This window comes from Bradyrhizobium sp. 22, assembly GCF_000482425.1.
GTDB classification, from domain to species: domain Bacteria; phylum Pseudomonadota; class Alphaproteobacteria; order Rhizobiales; family Xanthobacteraceae; genus Bradyrhizobium; species Bradyrhizobium japonicum_B.
Genome location: NZ_KI519399.1, coordinates 3841063 through 3855213, shown reverse-complemented (window position 1 = coordinate 3855213; position 14151 = coordinate 3841063). Strand labels below are relative to the sequence as shown.

At 61.8% G+C, this 14151-nt stretch carries 16 protein-coding genes; 4 read left to right on the top strand and 12 right to left on the bottom strand.

The genetic code is table 11. The features are described from left to right. Positions 1-361: 361 nt before the first annotated feature. Complete coding sequence (locus tag K410_RS39665; RefSeq protein WP_151650248.1) at positions 362-676, top strand: hypothetical protein; 315 nt, start codon at positions 362-364, stop codon at positions 674-676. Here K410_RS39665 and K410_RS0119690 read toward each other — a convergent pair. The 12 genes from K410_RS0119690 to K410_RS0119635 all read right to left on the bottom strand — a co-directional run bounded on the left by K410_RS0119690 (position 597) and on the right by K410_RS0119635 (position 12306). Further along, complete coding sequence (locus tag K410_RS0119690; RefSeq protein WP_028136468.1) at positions 597-1652, bottom strand: TniQ family protein; 1056 nt, start codon at positions 1650-1652, stop codon at positions 597-599. The genes K410_RS39665 and K410_RS0119690 overlap by 80 nt on opposite strands. Positions 1653-1662: 10 nt before the next feature. Further along, positions 1663-2658, bottom strand: a complete 996-nt coding sequence (locus K410_RS0119685) for an ATP-binding protein (protein ID WP_028136467.1) — start codon at positions 2656-2658, stop codon at positions 1663-1665. A 6-nt stretch (positions 2659-2664) separates the two neighbouring features. After that, positions 2665-5022, bottom strand: a complete 2358-nt coding sequence (locus K410_RS0119680; RefSeq protein WP_028136466.1) for an integrase catalytic domain-containing protein — start codon at positions 5020-5022, stop codon at positions 2665-2667. Continuing rightward, positions 5016-5780, bottom strand: coding sequence for a hypothetical protein (locus K410_RS0119675; protein WP_028136465.1), 765 nt, complete (start codon positions 5778-5780; stop codon positions 5016-5018). Before K410_RS0119675 ends, K410_RS0119680 begins: the two co-directional genes overlap by 7 nt. Beyond that, positions 5773-5979, bottom strand: a complete 207-nt coding sequence (locus K410_RS0119670; RefSeq protein ID WP_028136464.1) for a hypothetical protein — start codon at positions 5977-5979, stop codon at positions 5773-5775. Before K410_RS0119670 ends, K410_RS0119675 begins: the two co-directional genes overlap by 8 nt. Positions 5980-6466: 487 nt before the next feature. Further along, a complete protein-coding gene (locus tag K410_RS0119665) occupies positions 6467-7342 on the bottom strand; it encodes a tyrosine-type recombinase/integrase (RefSeq protein ID WP_028136463.1) in 876 nt (291 codons plus the stop codon). Next, on the bottom strand, positions 7343-7609 hold the full coding sequence (locus K410_RS0119660; protein WP_028136462.1) for a hypothetical protein: 267 nt from the start codon (positions 7607-7609) through the stop codon (positions 7343-7345). Next, entirely contained in the window at positions 7606-9681 is a 2076-nt protein-coding gene (locus tag K410_RS0119655) for an AAA family ATPase (protein WP_162006318.1), read from the bottom strand. The genes K410_RS0119660 and K410_RS0119655 overlap by 4 nt, the downstream gene beginning before the upstream one ends. After that, a complete protein-coding gene (locus tag K410_RS0119650) occupies positions 9678-10265 on the bottom strand; it encodes a hypothetical protein (protein ID WP_028136460.1) in 588 nt (195 codons plus the stop codon). The genes K410_RS0119655 and K410_RS0119650 overlap by 4 nt, the downstream gene beginning before the upstream one ends. 83 nt (positions 10266-10348) lie before the next feature. Further along, positions 10349-11152 carry a metallophosphoesterase gene (locus K410_RS0119645; protein ID WP_028136459.1) on the bottom strand — a complete coding sequence of 268 codons (804 nt, stop codon included), beginning with the start codon at positions 11150-11152 and terminating at the stop codon, positions 10349-10351. Between the two features lie 4 nt (positions 11153-11156). Continuing rightward, a complete protein-coding gene (locus tag K410_RS0119640) occupies positions 11157-11651 on the bottom strand; it encodes a hypothetical protein (protein ID WP_151650246.1) in 495 nt (164 codons plus the stop codon). 49 nt (positions 11652-11700) lie between these two features. Next, the gene (locus K410_RS0119635) at positions 11701-12306 is read right to left on the bottom strand and encodes a hypothetical protein (RefSeq protein WP_028136457.1); all 606 of its coding nucleotides are present in this window, start codon (positions 12304-12306) and stop codon (positions 11701-11703) included. Between the two features lie 208 nt (positions 12307-12514). On the opposite strand from K410_RS0119635, the gene K410_RS41020 reads away from it, so the two are divergent. The 3 genes from K410_RS41020 (at position 12515) to K410_RS0119620 (ending at position 13986) form a co-directional block, all read left to right on the top strand. Beyond that, the gene (locus K410_RS41020) at positions 12515-12844 is read left to right on the top strand and encodes a hypothetical protein (protein WP_245269408.1); all 330 of its coding nucleotides are present in this window, start codon (positions 12515-12517) and stop codon (positions 12842-12844) included. Positions 12845-13057: 213 nt separating this feature from the next. Next, a complete protein-coding gene (locus tag K410_RS0119625; RefSeq protein ID WP_028136456.1) occupies positions 13058-13441 on the top strand; it encodes a hypothetical protein in 384 nt (127 codons plus the stop codon). A 194-nt stretch (positions 13442-13635) separates the two neighbouring features. Next, on the top strand, positions 13636-13986 hold the full coding sequence (locus tag K410_RS0119620; protein WP_028136455.1) for a hypothetical protein: 351 nt from the start codon (positions 13636-13638) through the stop codon (positions 13984-13986). Positions 13987-14151 lie beyond the last annotated feature (165 nt).

The following is a 14151-nucleotide window of genomic DNA, read 5'->3' as shown; positions in this document are numbered from 1 at the left end:
GTCCATAACCGCGGGGGACATCACGCGAGGTCTTGACACGAGGTCTTGGCAGGCACTGTGTAATCCGCGCTAGATTTTGGCACTAGAGCCGATTTATCCACACGCTATGTGCCTAGGTTTGTTCAGTCTTTTTTTTCATGCAGTTAGCAGATTTTGGCACTCAAGACTCAAATTTGGCACTGCCGTCATTTCTGAAACTCCATTTTGGCACTGTTGACACGTCCAAAAGAGGTGGGTTTTCCCGGCTCCCGGATGGCCGTTCCGTTGACTTTCGGGCGCTTTAGGGTCGGGTTAAGAGCGCGGTCTCGCTAGGCCGCAGCGCGCTCGGAAGTCGTGGCGTGCTAACCGACAGAGGTTTGGCATGGTCGACTTTGACGATCCTAACAACCAGCTTTTTCTGACGCGGGTGTTCCAGGCCCTCGCCAATGTCAATACCCGCAAGATCCTTGAAACCTTGGCCCATGGTCCTTGCTCGCGTGGGGATCTGCTGCTGGTCTTGGACACCTCCACCGCTCGCATCGTCGAGGTGATGGAAATCCTGCACACCATCGGGCTGGTTGCGGAGAAAGAGACGCGCGAGGGCAAAGTTTACGTGTTCAATCCGACGGGATTAGACCTCGGTCGGTCTTGGCTCGAGCGGCTTTACTCGATCGTCGACGGTCGAGCCCTGAAATAGCGAGCCCGAGCGGCAGCACCGGTTCCGTTACGTTGAGGAAGGCTTCGGCGAAGCCGTGACCGAGGTGCAGAAGTTCCATCAGGCGTGACTTCAGGATATCGCGGGCATTGAGCGAGGGCAGGCGGTCGATGGAGGCCATGATCCCCGCGGCGGCCTTATAGCGCGAGATCGTATCCCCGACAGCCAGGTCGGCTGCGGTCGAGGCCCCGAGGAGGTCGAGGACAATCTCATCGAACGAGCAAGGCCATCGCTTGAGTTGCGAAAATCCTGCGGCGGCGTTTTTCACGGTGATGCCGAGGAAGAGCTCCTGAGGAATAGCTCTAAAGTAGGCCATCCATCCGCTGAGCTTGAGAATGTCCACCGACGACAGGTCGCCGAGAGGACCCGGCAATCTAAGATCATAGTCAAAGATGTAGTCGGCCAGCTCCTTGGCAGCGGCGACGATTTCATGCGGACAGGCCTTTGGCCTCGCAGTCCGCATGTCGAAGTCACAGATCTGGCAGGACCAAACGTTGGTCATATTTCTCCAGCCCAACAGGTTGATGCACGACGGGCATCTGTCGAGCAGCACCTCGCCGCTCTCGACGTCGCAAGGAAAGGCCGAGACAAGCCAGCGGTTCCTGATGCGAGCATCGTTGCCGTCCGCGGCCAAACGAGCGGGCGCGACCCTACGACGCTCTGGCAAGAACCAACCCACGGGCAGTTCGCGACCAAGGAATTCGATGCGATCTTTGAATATTTTATAAGCGCCGATCGAGAGCCTTTGGAGATCGAACGAACCCAAGGCTGCCAGTTCGGCGACTGCCTCGGGTTTGCCGGCGATCGCCGAGACTGACTCCCAGGGCATGTCGAGATGAAGCCGGAGCAGCTTGTCGGCGTCGATGCGCCCCATCGGAGCCAACCGGACCGCGACGGAAGCGATGGCTTCGTCGTCGAACTGCGATACGGTCTTGAGCCACGGCGTGTTCGGAATCATCGTGTCGGACCTACTCGGTGGTCGCTTCCAGTTCCACGCTGAGCGGGAACGAAGGAAGCCTGCTGTAGTCTTCGCCTCGAAATGGGTTACGGCCCTGCATGATCTCCTGGCTGAGAAAGACGCGATCGAAACCCGCGGCGATGTCTTCTTTCGTCAGTTCCTTCGGCTCGACCCCGCCGGTCCGCATGAAGGCGTGAGGTACCGCCGCCTCCACCAGCAGCGAATGTCGGCCGGGACGTCCGCGCTGTGCGAAGAACGTCGCACGCAGCATGTGGTGGTCGTCTTCGTTCTCCTTAAACCAGTTCGATTCGAAGGGAAGCTCATCCGAGAAGGCGGCCACAAACGCCGCATGTTCCTCCCGTTGGGCGTCGTTCGCGAAGCCGAAGGGCGAAAGGATCTTCATGCCGCCGGACCGCTGCCCCATCGCGTCCGCCTTGACCATCATCTTCGTCAGGACCGGGGGCCCCACGACGAACAAGGGCGCGTTGCAGGAGTTCTCGAACGCCAGAATGAACCTCGCCAGCTTCTTCACACCGTCCTCCGCGAGATTCTGCGCCTCATCTAGGAAGACCGCGTCCACTTCGTTGTCATTGAGATTAGCGATGAGCGCGTCGGTGCCTTCCTCCTCGCCGAGTCGCAGGCTGAGCCGATCGTTGAAGATCTTAAAGTTGATCTTCCGGGCCAATATCCGCGGCGTCGATCCGCCCATGAGGTCGACGTACAGGTAGCGCTTTCCGTTGCCCTGAAGCAGCTGAATTTTTTCCTTCGATACGGGCTTGCCGGTGCGTTCTGTGAGCATTCGCTTGACGATCTCACTCTTTCCGCAACGCGACCAGCCGATGAGATACGTGCTCGAGTTTTCGCGCAAGCGCTTGGCGAACGCGAGCGACAACAAGACCATCTCCCGCGCTTCTTCGGCCTTCGTATGCCTCACGAAGATGCCTCTAATGTCGTCGAGCTTGCTCAAAACAAGCGGAGAATTGAGGATATTTTCCAGATCGGACATTTGCGCTTACTGCGACCTGATGATCGGCGCGTCCACCCCGAACCGGAGCTTCTTGCGCGGTGCGGACGTATCCTTTGCGGATGTCTCTTCTGCGCGAGCAGCATGAACGGGAGGCGGCGGGACAACCTCTTCGGTCGCGGAGGCCGGCCTGAAGATTCCGGTCCTCTCGATCAACTCATCGGTGACGGCGAGCGCATGCTCCTCGGCGCCTCGACCGAGGACACCGGCTATACGGGGATAGTACCCGTTCGAGAGCACGGCTTTCGCCGGAGGCCGCTCGCCGGTCGGGACCGCGCCCATAGCTTTCAGTGCTTCCTCGAGGAGGTGGTTGAATCCGACCCTGTGGGAGGGATGCTCTGTGGGGGCATGCTTCTTTGCGAGGCGCAGTTTGCTCAGCGCCTCCCACTGGAATTTTGTGAGGCCGTGCGCCTCCTCGTCGGTCGACATCACCACGAACTCCTCCGGGAGGTGTTCGTTACCGGGGAAGCGGCTAGTGTGATCGATCACCACGCAGCGGCCTACGTTCGCCAGCGGAATGCGCACGGTGACTGGCGTGTTCGTGCGCTTTCTCTTTCCCATGCTGCCCGATCGGGCTCGCATCGCCTGGATTTGCGGTGACTGATAGACGAGGTTGTTCCAGAGGATGCCGTCCTTGCCCGCGGTAAGCTTCAACTCCAAACTCGGGATCAAGTCCCACTTCTTGGCTTCGTCCGCGGTGAGCGGCTGCGGGCGGCTAGAATCGCTCGACGCACCTCGGAGCCACCGCTCTTCCGGAGTGTCCCAGTCCATTCCTTCCTGCTTGCGCCGGGCGTAGACCTCGATCAGCCAGAGGTGGAACAGCATGATGAAGTCGTCGATCGTGATGCACGCGTCGAGCAGTGGTTTGCGCGCGCCTCGCTTTTGCGGACTGGATCCGGTCGATCCCTTAAGCCACGACACGAAATCCGACTCGAGCGTTCCGAAAAACCGCTCCACATAGGGTTTGGTGTCCGGCTGATGGGGCACCGCCATCTCGAACCCGATCCTGACGCGGGCCAAGGCCAGCGCCATCTGTTCCGAAACGAACTCCTTCCCGTTGTCGTACCGGATCTTTCTTGGCTTGCCGTAGCTCAGGAGAGATCCGCGAATCTGCGGAAATCGCTTATCGACGTAAGTCTTGACCTTGATCCCGTGATCGATCGCGGCCAGTGCTGGGTAAAGCCCGCCTGGTTCGAACGACGGAAAAAATCCGACAGGGTACCCGCTGTAGGTATCCAAACCGAGGCAAATCCAGAACCTGTCGATTCCGGCCTTCGACCAGACACGACCGAACGGGGTCTCGCCCAAGATGCCCGCGAAATCGAATTGGTGGTGATCGTACTCGACAACGTCCAGGATGCGTTTGGGACGCTCGAAACTTCCCTGGCCGCCGAACTGAAGATCTGCAGCCTGTACACCTTGCTCCTTTGCGAGCCTGATCCACGCGTCGAAACGACGGTACTGAACCTGTACCGTCGTCAAACCGACGGTCGGAAGTTCATCGAGCAACTGCCTTTCCGAAAGTTCGCCGTTCTCGATGAGCGTTTTGATCTCTTCGTTGCGGATCCGGATCTCCGCGTTGCGGCCATCGATCCTCTGGTTCGCGAACATTTGAATCTTCGTCGGGCCGAACTCGGCCGAGATTTCGACCAGGTAACGGATGGTCGCGGAGATGATGGAAAACACCTCCTTGGGCAGCTTCTGCTCGCGGGACTTGATCGCATTCTTGTGCACGAAGGTGGCTTCCTGCATGCCGTGCACCAGTTCGGCGGCCACCCAGCGAAGAACCGTTCGCGTCGTCTTCTTGGGCTTCTTGATCTGCTTCCCTTGCGGCCGCTTCCGGTTCTCGAGGTCGATCGTACCGTCGACCCGTTCTATGATCGCTTCAGCGTTTGCATGGTTCTGGTAGAACGGCTTCCCGGGCGGCGCGATGAGCATCTCGTTGATGAACGCGCCGACGTAACGCCAGATGCCGGCCGCGCGTCCGCGCGGCTTGGCGTTGAGGGTGTGGTAAACCTTGCCGATCAACGCGCGTGTTTCGTCGATACTCTTCTTCTCGTCGACCAGAGGCGGCTTCCTCAGAGGGTTGTAGTAGCGCCCCTCCTGGAATAGCTCGATCAGCCGGGTCGTTGTTAAGCGCGCGGTCTCGCCGGTATGGTGGTTGATGAGGAGGTGGGGGCCTTCGCCCTCCATCTTCTTGAAGAACTGGTGAGGTTTGCTGTCGATGAGAACAGTCTGGTTGGGCGTCAAGTTATCGAAGAGAAGGTAGTCGATGGTGGGACGCGGTTCCTCGTCCACGGGCGTGGACAAGGCGGCGGCCTCCCTCGCATCGAGAATTTTCAGCATGAGATCGCTCCCTTGTAGACGATCGTCTCGGGGCGGATCGGGGCGAATAGGTCGATGTAGACGATGCGCTCCGGGATGCGCGACAGCACGACGCCGCGCGGATGCGGCGCCTCCTCGAAGAGGGCTTGGCAGCGCGACAGGGGCAGGGAGCCGCCGGCATCGTTCAGCGCCGTGACGAGCCGGTCGAGCTCCTCCGGTTCGATGTCCCAGCGGTCGTTGGCCGCGATCTCGTCGACGACGTCGCGATCCCCCCAACGCAAGCCGATGCCGCGCTCCGTGATGACGCGGAAAGGAAGGCCAGCCCGCCGGTAGGCCTCGCGGATGCGACGGAGGCGCGCGCGGAGCAGGACCGCGTCATCCCAGCGCCTCTGCGCCTTTTCGTCGCCGACGGCCGGCCGCGGCGGACGAAGTTCGCGCCACTCTTTGATTTCGTAGCGGACGAAGCCGGCGTCGTGCTCGACGAGAAAGTCGGGCGTGTAGATCTCGTTCGCGAACTCAGGAAAGACGTTCATCCGGATCGTCTCCGGCTGGGCCCAGATCCGCTTGACGCCGAGCACGTAGTCGCAGACCCGGACGAAGCGCTCTTCGATGCCGCCTTCGTGGACGATGTGGGCGTTCATCTTCATCGAATAGTGACCGCCGACGACGTGATTGCGGCGGCCAGTGATCACGCGGCGCGTCGCCTCATTGGCTTCGAGGCGGAAGACCTCGACGCCGTCGCAGAGGGCGGTCCAGACGCGCTCGATCTTCTTAGGCATCGGTGTCCTCGTCGGGGCGTTTGCGCAGGTCTGCGCAAACGAGATCGACCTGCTCTTGGACAAAAGAGTCCAGAGTGCTGAGGCTGTAGAATTCGCGCGAGTTGTCGCGATAGACCCGCGTCGGGATTCCGAACGCGTGATCGATGGCACCGAAGATGCGCTCGACGATCGGGGAGAGATGGTTATGGACGGAACGCACCTTGTCGCAGACCTTTCTTGCCGTGTCCGAAGGACTCGCGCAGCGATACCCAGCGAGACTTTTGTTCGGCGGAAAGGATTCAAGAAGGGCTTGCGACTTGGAATCGGACGTGCGATTCTCCTGTCGTCCAAGAGTTCTTCTTGGTCGTTACTGCCGAGCGATGCCGGACTTTCGTCCGGATTTGCGGACTTGGATCTCTCGGAACGGCTTTGCGGGCGTGGTCCGAAGATCCTTCGATACCTGCGCGACTGGAGTCCGCTCCGGTCGCGCATAGTCCGTTGACTAGATCATTCCGCTATCCCCGTGATGTCGCCGCTGCGGCGTATCTCATTGAATACCATCGGCCTTCCGGAATCCTAGCGAAATGAATCCCGTGGATTTCTTCGAGCCGTTTCGGAGCATTTCCTAGAAATTCTCAGGACCGCTCTACGTTTGTCGCCAGATTTTGCGCTCTTGCGTTTTTCCTGCATTCGTGCCGCTGCGCACATCACAGCATCTCCGGCGCGTCGAAGTAGCGCCACGCCGCGGCGACGCCGATGCCCAAGGTCTTTGCCACCACTTCGGGCGCCGCACCGGAGCGGACCAGGTTCGCGGCGAGAGCGTTGCGCAGTGACGTAGGCACGGCGTCCGGACCGACTCCAGTCGCCTGTCGCAGCCGGCGGCAAGCCAGTTGAAGCGATCTCGCGCTGAAGCGGGTCCCCCGCGACGTAACGAACAAAGGTGCGCTCGGCGTAAGCTCGAAGGGCTGTGCTCGCAGGTACCGCTCCAGCCACTCCTTGGCCTCCGGCGAAACGATGCCAGGCCGCCCGTTAAGATGGGAGCCCGTTACCCTGACCGTGGACAGCCGCGGATTGTAGTCGCCTCGATTCAAGCCGACCATCTCGGCGGTCGTGAGTCCGGATGATGCAGCCAAGCGAAGCGCAGCGTGATCGCGCGCGTATGTCCATGACTCGTCGCAATCCCCCGTTGGCGCTGCGAGCATGATCTCGATGACGTCGTCGCTTACGGCCACGCGGCGGACCCTGCCGCAGGGCGGAAAGCGGCAGCTCAGCAGCTTCGAGCAGTCATAGGAACGCTCCAGGCTGAGAAAGCGGGCAAAACTTCGCAATGCGGAGAAGCGTCTAAAGATGGTGGACTGCGCCGTCCCGGTCGCAGCCCAGGTGGCCGCGATGCCATCGACGACCGACTGGTCGATCCGCGCGATCGCGGCTACCCCGTCGGAGCCGAGCGCAGCTGCAAGATCCCGAATGTCCCGCGAATAGCAGTCGATCGTCGACGCCGATGCATCCGCATCTCTCAAGCCGTTCAACCAGGCCGAGCTCTCCGGAGCAAATGGCGACGTCGTGGGCGACCGGATTTTCATTCAGAGCTCCACGAAATCGGCGCTTTCGATGGCGTCCACTACCTTGGCCAGCAACGCCCAGATCGACTGCCGTCGGTAGTGGTCGAACACCTTGGTGCTGGCGAGCCGCGGCGGGGTGCCCGTGAGCGGGTCGGCGGCCTCCAGCACGTCGATGCCGTAGTCGGATCGGTCCGCCAGATCGCTCAGATTGGATATCCGGACGCTCGCGATGGAGCGCCGAAGATGCGTCGAGCCTCCCGGCAGAAGTTCGATATGGATGCGGATCATGGGGTATTCCTCGGCGTATTGTTCGCGACGGCTGCGACTGGTTGGCGGACCGACGCTCGGCCCAGGAAGAGATCCTTCGCTTCGTCGCCGCTTACGTAACGTCTGGCTACCAAAGCGTCCGCGATCCGGACGACGGCGGCCGCGTGCCGCATGACTATCCCGGTCGCTCGCCGCTCGAGCATTTTCAGTCGGTCGTCGACCTGCTTGGCGAGCGCCGCATCTCTACTGACCATGGCCAGCGCTTCGCCATCGGCGCAGCGGTAGACGAGCCTGCCGAGCAGGGGCGTGGACGTAAAGGCGGCCGCGAGCAGCGACGTGCAGATCGCCAGGTCGCTCCTCTGAGTGCCACCGGCCCCCGTGGAAACCGAACCAAGGATCACCTTCTCTGCACAGAGACCCCCGAGCAGAAAGACGATATGGTTCTCCAGACGATCGAGCGTCCACACTTGGTTCTCCTCGAAATTCAGGCGGGCGTCGCCACCGATATGTCCCCGGTTGAGAATCCTGGCGCTGAGAGGTTTGCCCCCGGTCGCGAAGCAGGCGACCATGTGGCCCGCCTCATGTACGGCGATGCGACGCAAGACCGTCTGGGGCAGTGCCGGCCCGCTACCTTCCCTGACGAGGTCGTCGACGTTCAAAGGCCGGCCGGCACGCCTTGCGGCGCGCCGCGCCAATCTTGCGACCTCCATCGCTTCGGCCGGGGAAATACCTTCGAGCAGAAGCGCCGCGGATGACAGATCCGCTCCTTCGAGAGGCGTACCGCGAAGATGATATCGCAGGACGTTGGCCAGGCCTGCCGCGTCGGGGCGAGGAATCTCGATCGTGCGTTCGAAGCGCCCGGGGCGCAGGAGCGCGGGATCGATGGCGTCGAGCCGGTTGGTCATTCCCAACACGCACAGTCCGACGTTGCTCTCATTGTCGGACATGACGGAATCCAAACTCGTCAACATCTCGCCTACGACGACCGAAAAAAAGTCGGCGTTGTGCCGCGACATCCGGTTTCTAGAAGGCAGTTCATCCAGTTCGTCGAATGCCAAAAGACACCCGCGCTGCCCCGACGGCCCAAAGCGGGCCGCTTCCGCTCGAGCCCTGCTGAACACGGCCCTGAGCGACTTGACGACATCCCCCAAGTGTCCTTCGCGTTCGGCGAAAAAATCCGAGATCTTCGCGACGACGAGGCCGGTGCCTGCCGCCAAGGCGAGAGAATTTACGAAAAAATTTTTACCGTGGCCCGGCTCTGAATGCAGAATCGCGCCGTGGTCCGCTTCCGCCCACTGAATGGATCCTTGCCTCCAATCTTGGACATCCTTCACGAAGTTCAGGCCGAAAATTTGGGCGGCACCGCCGAACTCGATCGCGTTAGAGAGGATCGGCGCACCTTCGACATGGGGCGAGCTCTGCCGCCGGCGCATCGCGAGGGTCGCAAGCCGTTCCAACGCGTCGGAAGCCGTCGAGCCGCTCCTGAAGATGGAAACCAGATCGTTCAGGTCGAGACCCGATGTGTCGGCGATGCGGCTGCTCGGTATGCGTCCCATCGGTGGCAGCAACGTTCTGAGAAGGACGCGCACCGACTTGGCGTCGGGCGGAACCAGTTTCACGGTAACGTCGGCCGACAGCAGGAGAGTGGTGGGCAAGAAACGCTGCGGATCCGTCGATATCCCGACGAAGCTGCGTCCGGCAACCAGGCACTTCGCTACCTCTTCGTTTCCGACCTGATTGACGTCGATCGACTTGTTCGAGCCGGCGCGTGCGATAGTCATGACGCGAGCCTCGCTCAGATATTCGTCGACCGCCTCCATCCATGCCGAGGAGGGGGCCTGAACCACGCTCACAACCGGGCGTCCCGCCGCAATGGCTCGCCTCAACGACGGAGGGGCGGCCCGCCGAAAAGCCTCGGCTACGATCGCGCCGCGAACCTTTTTCGCATTCAGCCGCGCGTCAGGTCGATCGGAGCGGCGAACGGGAACTTCATCCGGTGGACCTTCGATCGCTGCCTCTAGGTCGGTGATCTCCGGATCGTCTTCCGGAGCGGGCAACATACCGTGCCGCAGTTTGGAGAACCCTCCGGTCATGAGCGAGACCTCACGGTCGTCGACCGGCTCAGCGGCGTCGAAATGTCGATCTCGACCTCGTTGCGGCATGCGAGCGATAGCACCGACGCAAACGGATCGAGAGGTCCGGGTACCAAAGTGCAGAGATGATGGAGCGACATCGGCCCGTCCTCCGCCAAGGCCGCGAGCAGCCGGTGACGCATGTCCGGCGGGACCGAAAAGCGTCGGTACGTCCAGATCGCGCGAGCCGTGGAGAAGCGGGGCTCCTTGAGAATATCCGCTCCGGTCAATGTGTAGGGCGCCAGGCCGCGTGCCCGAAGTTCCCGATCGAAGGCATCGGCTTCCCCGAGCGACCGCAGCGGCCGGCAGACCTCGATGTCCAGATACCGCCAGCCGGCATTTGTCCGGAAGGTGACGACTTGAAGATCTACCGGCCGCGCTTCGGTCCCCGCCGTCCCGAGGAAGCCGATTTCAAGAATCTCGGGGTCCAACGTTGCCTGTAGCAAGGCGTCCCTGACGATCCCGCCAGCGTGCGGAATCGGTCGTGAAGCCTTTGGCGAAACGAAATCGGCAGATCGGGGGCGGATCCTGTGGTCGAAGCGCATGGCTCATGTCCGGTCGAAGGTTGGATTGAGTAGAAGCCGTTGTCGTGCGGCGCGGGGGTGATCTCGTCGTCCATCGCGTCCTCCTAGATGTCGAACGTGAAGCAGGGATCGAAGTCATCGTTTTCCCAGCGCGAGACAGCGTCCCAGGGACCGTATCCCTTGCAGTTCGCGATGAGCTTCACGCCCTCGACCGCCAGCTCGAAACTGACGTGCGTGTGCCCGCTGATGGCCGCGTCCAGACCGACAGCGAACATCTCGGGGCAGCGCGAAGCGTAGGCCGGGCCCAAGAGATCCTGCTCGTCCGTGGTCGACGCCGGACGGTTCCGACCGCCGAAAGCGTGGAAGGGATGATGGGTAACGAGGAGCCGCTTCGATGTCTTCGGCCCGCCGAACGTGGACGAGATGAACTCGCGGGTCTTGCGATGGCGGGCGAGCGTGTCTCGAGGACGGAGACGCCGGGCATAGCGATCCGTCCGGATCCGACGGTAGTCGTTCATGCTGGCGGCGGCCGCGAGCATGGACTTCTCCGGCGTGCCGTACAGGTCGAAGTCGGTCCACCCGACGGCGCCGGCGATGAGGACGCCGCCTTTGCCGCCGATCAACTTGGCTTCGTCATCAAGTACGACGACGTTGGTGCCGAAGGCGGCCTCGCGGGCCTTCTCGATCTCGCGGTCGATGTCTCGCCCAAAGAATTCGTGATTGCCGGCTACCACCACGACCGGATGGTCGTCGATGCGCTCGGCCAACCACTTCACGCCCCGCGCGAAGCCCGGCATGAGATCGCCGGCGCAAACGAACACGTCATAGGTGGGCCGCTTCGAAGGAGAGGGCAGGTCCCAGCCCCTCGCGGTTTCGATATGGAGATCGCTCATGGTCCAGATGCGCACGCGCTCACTCCTTTGCCGGGAGCGAGCGCGGATCGACCGCGACGAAGACGTCGGTAATCCGGTCATAACGACCAAGAATGATCGGCCCCGGACGTTTGCCGTCGAACGACCGCACGACATGCAGGTTTTCGAAGCCACGCACCTCGCGCACCTTCACCCCGTTCGCATGCGCCACACACGCGGTGACAAGTTCCGAGCCGACTTGGTGAAGACATCCCTCGCGGCCGCACCGCTCGCACGTGCACGCCGAACCGGCCTCCGCCAGCGCGATGGCGTACTGGATCGCGGCCTCGATATCCGGCAGACGCGCGATCGACGAGGAACGGTCGTAATCCAGCCTCAGCACTCCAGATCGCCTGGAGATCGCTGTGATCTTCAGTGGCGAGGTGCCGACCGCCGTCGCGATCCGGGCGATGGCTCGGCACACGATGTGCCGCCAACCATCATCCACCAGCGACAGGCCGGGGACATGCCCGCCGACCCTGGCGCTGTCGAACAATTCGGGAAACCTATCGGTGAGCCGTTGACGCCATTCGCACATCGGAACCTCAGCGCGGTGCGAGGGAGCGGAGTGGCGGGACCCGAGCAAACCGGCCAAGACGCACGCGGGCGTCGACGATCGGGTCGCGGTCGATATCGATCGCGACGGCGCCCTCGCAGGCGAGCGCGAAGACCCAGTCGCGGAGACCAAAGCCCAGACTGGCAACAGTGCAGTCGCCGTCGTCCTCGATGGCCGCGAAGATCCGCTCTCGGCCATCCGCCGGAACTGGTCGATTGCGAGACGCCCAGACCAGCCTGGCGTTCGACGACCGCGGTCGCGCGTACACGTCGTCCAGCGAGAGAGGCACGATCATCGCCCGAAGCTCGTCGGCCGCGAGCAGGAGCGTTCCTTCATCGTCGAGATCGCGAAGCGGAGGTCCGACGTCGAGGATCAATCGTGCTTCACCGCGCGTCGCGAGCAGAAGGTCGACAGGGTAGACGACGCCGCAAAGAGCGACCGAAGCGATGTGCTCGATGGCCGCGATCTCGGGATCTAGGGCCAACTGAATCAAGAGATCTTGCCGGACCGCGTCGCCGACTGGAATCGGGGTCGGGCTCTTGGCAGTCAGGAAGGGGCGGAGGTCGGACGGATAGCCGGGAATGTCGACGCACATGGCTGAGGAACTCCTTGGACGATGAATTGCGCGATCTGCGTCGCCGTCCTGTCGTTCTCTTCGTCGTTGCTCATGTTGATCGCCGCATTTTCACATCGATAATCGCCAAATAGCCGTGCGCCATCGTCGAGTCAATAGATAGCGAGCTATCTAGCGGTACAGAAAAGTGCAACGCCGAGGCTGGAATTGTCCAGCGCGCGAGCTGGTAATGTGTTACGAAGCTGTGAACAAGGGCGCTAAAATCGTCTGTTTCGGCTACTCGGGAGCGCGTCTCGATGGTATGCGTATTTTGATAGTCAGCTATCCACGCCTGGCTGTTTGCGGAGATCGATGGATGAAGCGGCCCAAGGTTGACGTATCGGTGGCCCGAGAAGGGGAAGGGGGCAGGCGGCAGATCTTGCTTTATCTCCCCGAGGATCTCATCAAATCTCTCAAAATGGCGGCGATCGAGGACGGTCAGCCCGCCTACATTCTCGCCGAGAAGGCGCTCCGGGCTTACCTCAAAGGTCGCAAAGTAAAGGCCCGCGCGGCGAGGTGAAGGCGCCTCTCTCGTCGGAGGAAAGGGACCTCCTAGCGGCGTCCCGCGGTTCATCCGGACCTTTGCGCGTTCATCGGGGGCATTGCGCTTCGAGAAGAGAACTCGCCGTCATCCTTTGATCTAGATCAAGGCCCGCGATGTAAGCCCCCATATTCGGAAGACGAAGTCCAATCCGTTATTGGGAGAGTAGGTTTGGCGGACGAAATTCATCCTATGGCTCCCCATAAGCTTCCGTTCTTCCTGCCGGGGGCCGACGGCTCCGACGTCCTGCTGGTGGTAATGGGGTTCTTCCTGGTGGCGGTCATCTTTTCGGTCGGCGTGCTGTACTGGAAGTTACACAGCCTGCCCGAGCGGATGGCGCACAAGTCGCAGAAGCTGCAGTTCGAGTTCGTCGCGGTGCTCGGCCTGATCTCGCTGTTCACGGGGATACACGCGTTCTGGATCGCCGGCCTGCTTTTAGCCTTGATCGATATTCCCGATTTCGGCACGCCGCTGCGGGGCATCGCCGGATCGGTGGAGCGGATAGCCGACGCGAAGTCCGAGGCAGCCGACACCGCCCTCTCGCAACCTTCCGAGAAGACCCGGGGCGTCGGGTAGTGCAGGAGCTTGGCCCTGCAACGGAACTGGGAAGGCAAAGCGACGGAAACAACCTCTTATGACAGCGCGGCAACATTGTCGCACCCCGCGCTTTTGCTGAGGACAACCGACCGAGCGACGTGTAGGAGTGCCGAGTATGCCGAGTCGCCCATAGCGACAGCGCCACTTCTGCCTCTGCGGATTTGCCTCGCGTTATGCCGATCGCCGCCACCAGCAATGCTCTCCTTCGCCGGCTGCGCGATCTGCTGGTTCTGTTGCTTGCGTTCGGCCATTTGAGCGCCGCCGTCCTCCATAGTGCCCACATCGACCATGTGGCAACCTCCGGCTCGACCGAGACCGTCTTTTCGACTGCAGGCCTGGGAAGCACGACCGGTGGCGACAGCGTTCTGACCGAACGGCATTGTCACGGGTGCTTCTCCGTCTCGCCCGTTCGGGCCACGGCAGCCTGGTCGCTCGCTGCGGCCGTGACGAAGCCGGTCGCTATGCCGACGAAGCGGCTGACCGGCACCTCCTCCGCATTGGATACTCCCCCTCCAAAGGCCTGATCTGAACGAACCCGCTCGGCGCATCCGTGCGCCTTCTTGCCTTCGTTTGCAGGTCTATTTCCATGTCTTCTGAGATCGCTGCCGCGCGAGAAGCGCGAGCGCATGTATTCGTCGCTTTGCCCATGGGTTTCGAGACGTGGGAGCGGCGTTCGTCGTCGGCCGGTC

Excerpts from the sequence above, each read along its gene's own strand:
- K410_RS0119665 (WP_028136463.1), bottom strand. The coding sequence starts at position 7,342 with ATGAAAATCCGGTCGCCCACGACGTCGCCATTTGCTCCGGAGAGCTCG.
- K410_RS0119655 (WP_162006318.1), bottom strand. The coding sequence starts at position 9,681 with ATGACCGGAGGGTTCTCCAAACTGCGGCACGGTATGTTGCCCGCTCCG.
- K410_RS0119685 (WP_028136467.1), bottom strand. The coding sequence starts at position 2,658 with ATGTCCGATCTGGAAAATATCCTCAATTCTCCGCTTGTTTTGAGCAAG.
- K410_RS41020 (WP_245269408.1), top strand. The coding sequence starts at position 12,515 with ATGTGTTACGAAGCTGTGAACAAGGGCGCTAAAATCGTCTGTTTCGGC.
- K410_RS0119650 (WP_028136460.1), bottom strand. The coding sequence starts at position 10,265 with ATGCGCTTCGACCACAGGATCCGCCCCCGATCTGCCGATTTCGTTTCG.
- K410_RS0119635 (WP_028136457.1), bottom strand. The coding sequence starts at position 12,306 with ATGTGCGTCGACATTCCCGGCTATCCGTCCGACCTCCGCCCCTTCCTG.
- K410_RS0119620 (WP_028136455.1), top strand. The coding sequence starts at position 13,636 with ATGCCGATCGCCGCCACCAGCAATGCTCTCCTTCGCCGGCTGCGCGAT.
- K410_RS0119690 (WP_028136468.1), bottom strand. The coding sequence starts at position 1,652 with ATGATTCCGAACACGCCGTGGCTCAAGACCGTATCGCAGTTCGACGAC.
- K410_RS0119660 (WP_028136462.1), bottom strand. The coding sequence starts at position 7,609 with ATGATCCGCATCCATATCGAACTTCTGCCGGGAGGCTCGACGCATCTT.
- K410_RS39665 (WP_151650248.1), top strand. The coding sequence starts at position 362 with ATGGTCGACTTTGACGATCCTAACAACCAGCTTTTTCTGACGCGGGTG.
- K410_RS0119625 (WP_028136456.1), top strand. The coding sequence starts at position 13,058 with ATGGCTCCCCATAAGCTTCCGTTCTTCCTGCCGGGGGCCGACGGCTCC.
- K410_RS0119675 (WP_028136465.1), bottom strand. The coding sequence starts at position 5,780 with ATGCCTAAGAAGATCGAGCGCGTCTGGACCGCCCTCTGCGACGGCGTC.
- K410_RS0119680 (WP_028136466.1), bottom strand. The coding sequence starts at position 5,022 with ATGCTGAAAATTCTCGATGCGAGGGAGGCCGCCGCCTTGTCCACGCCC.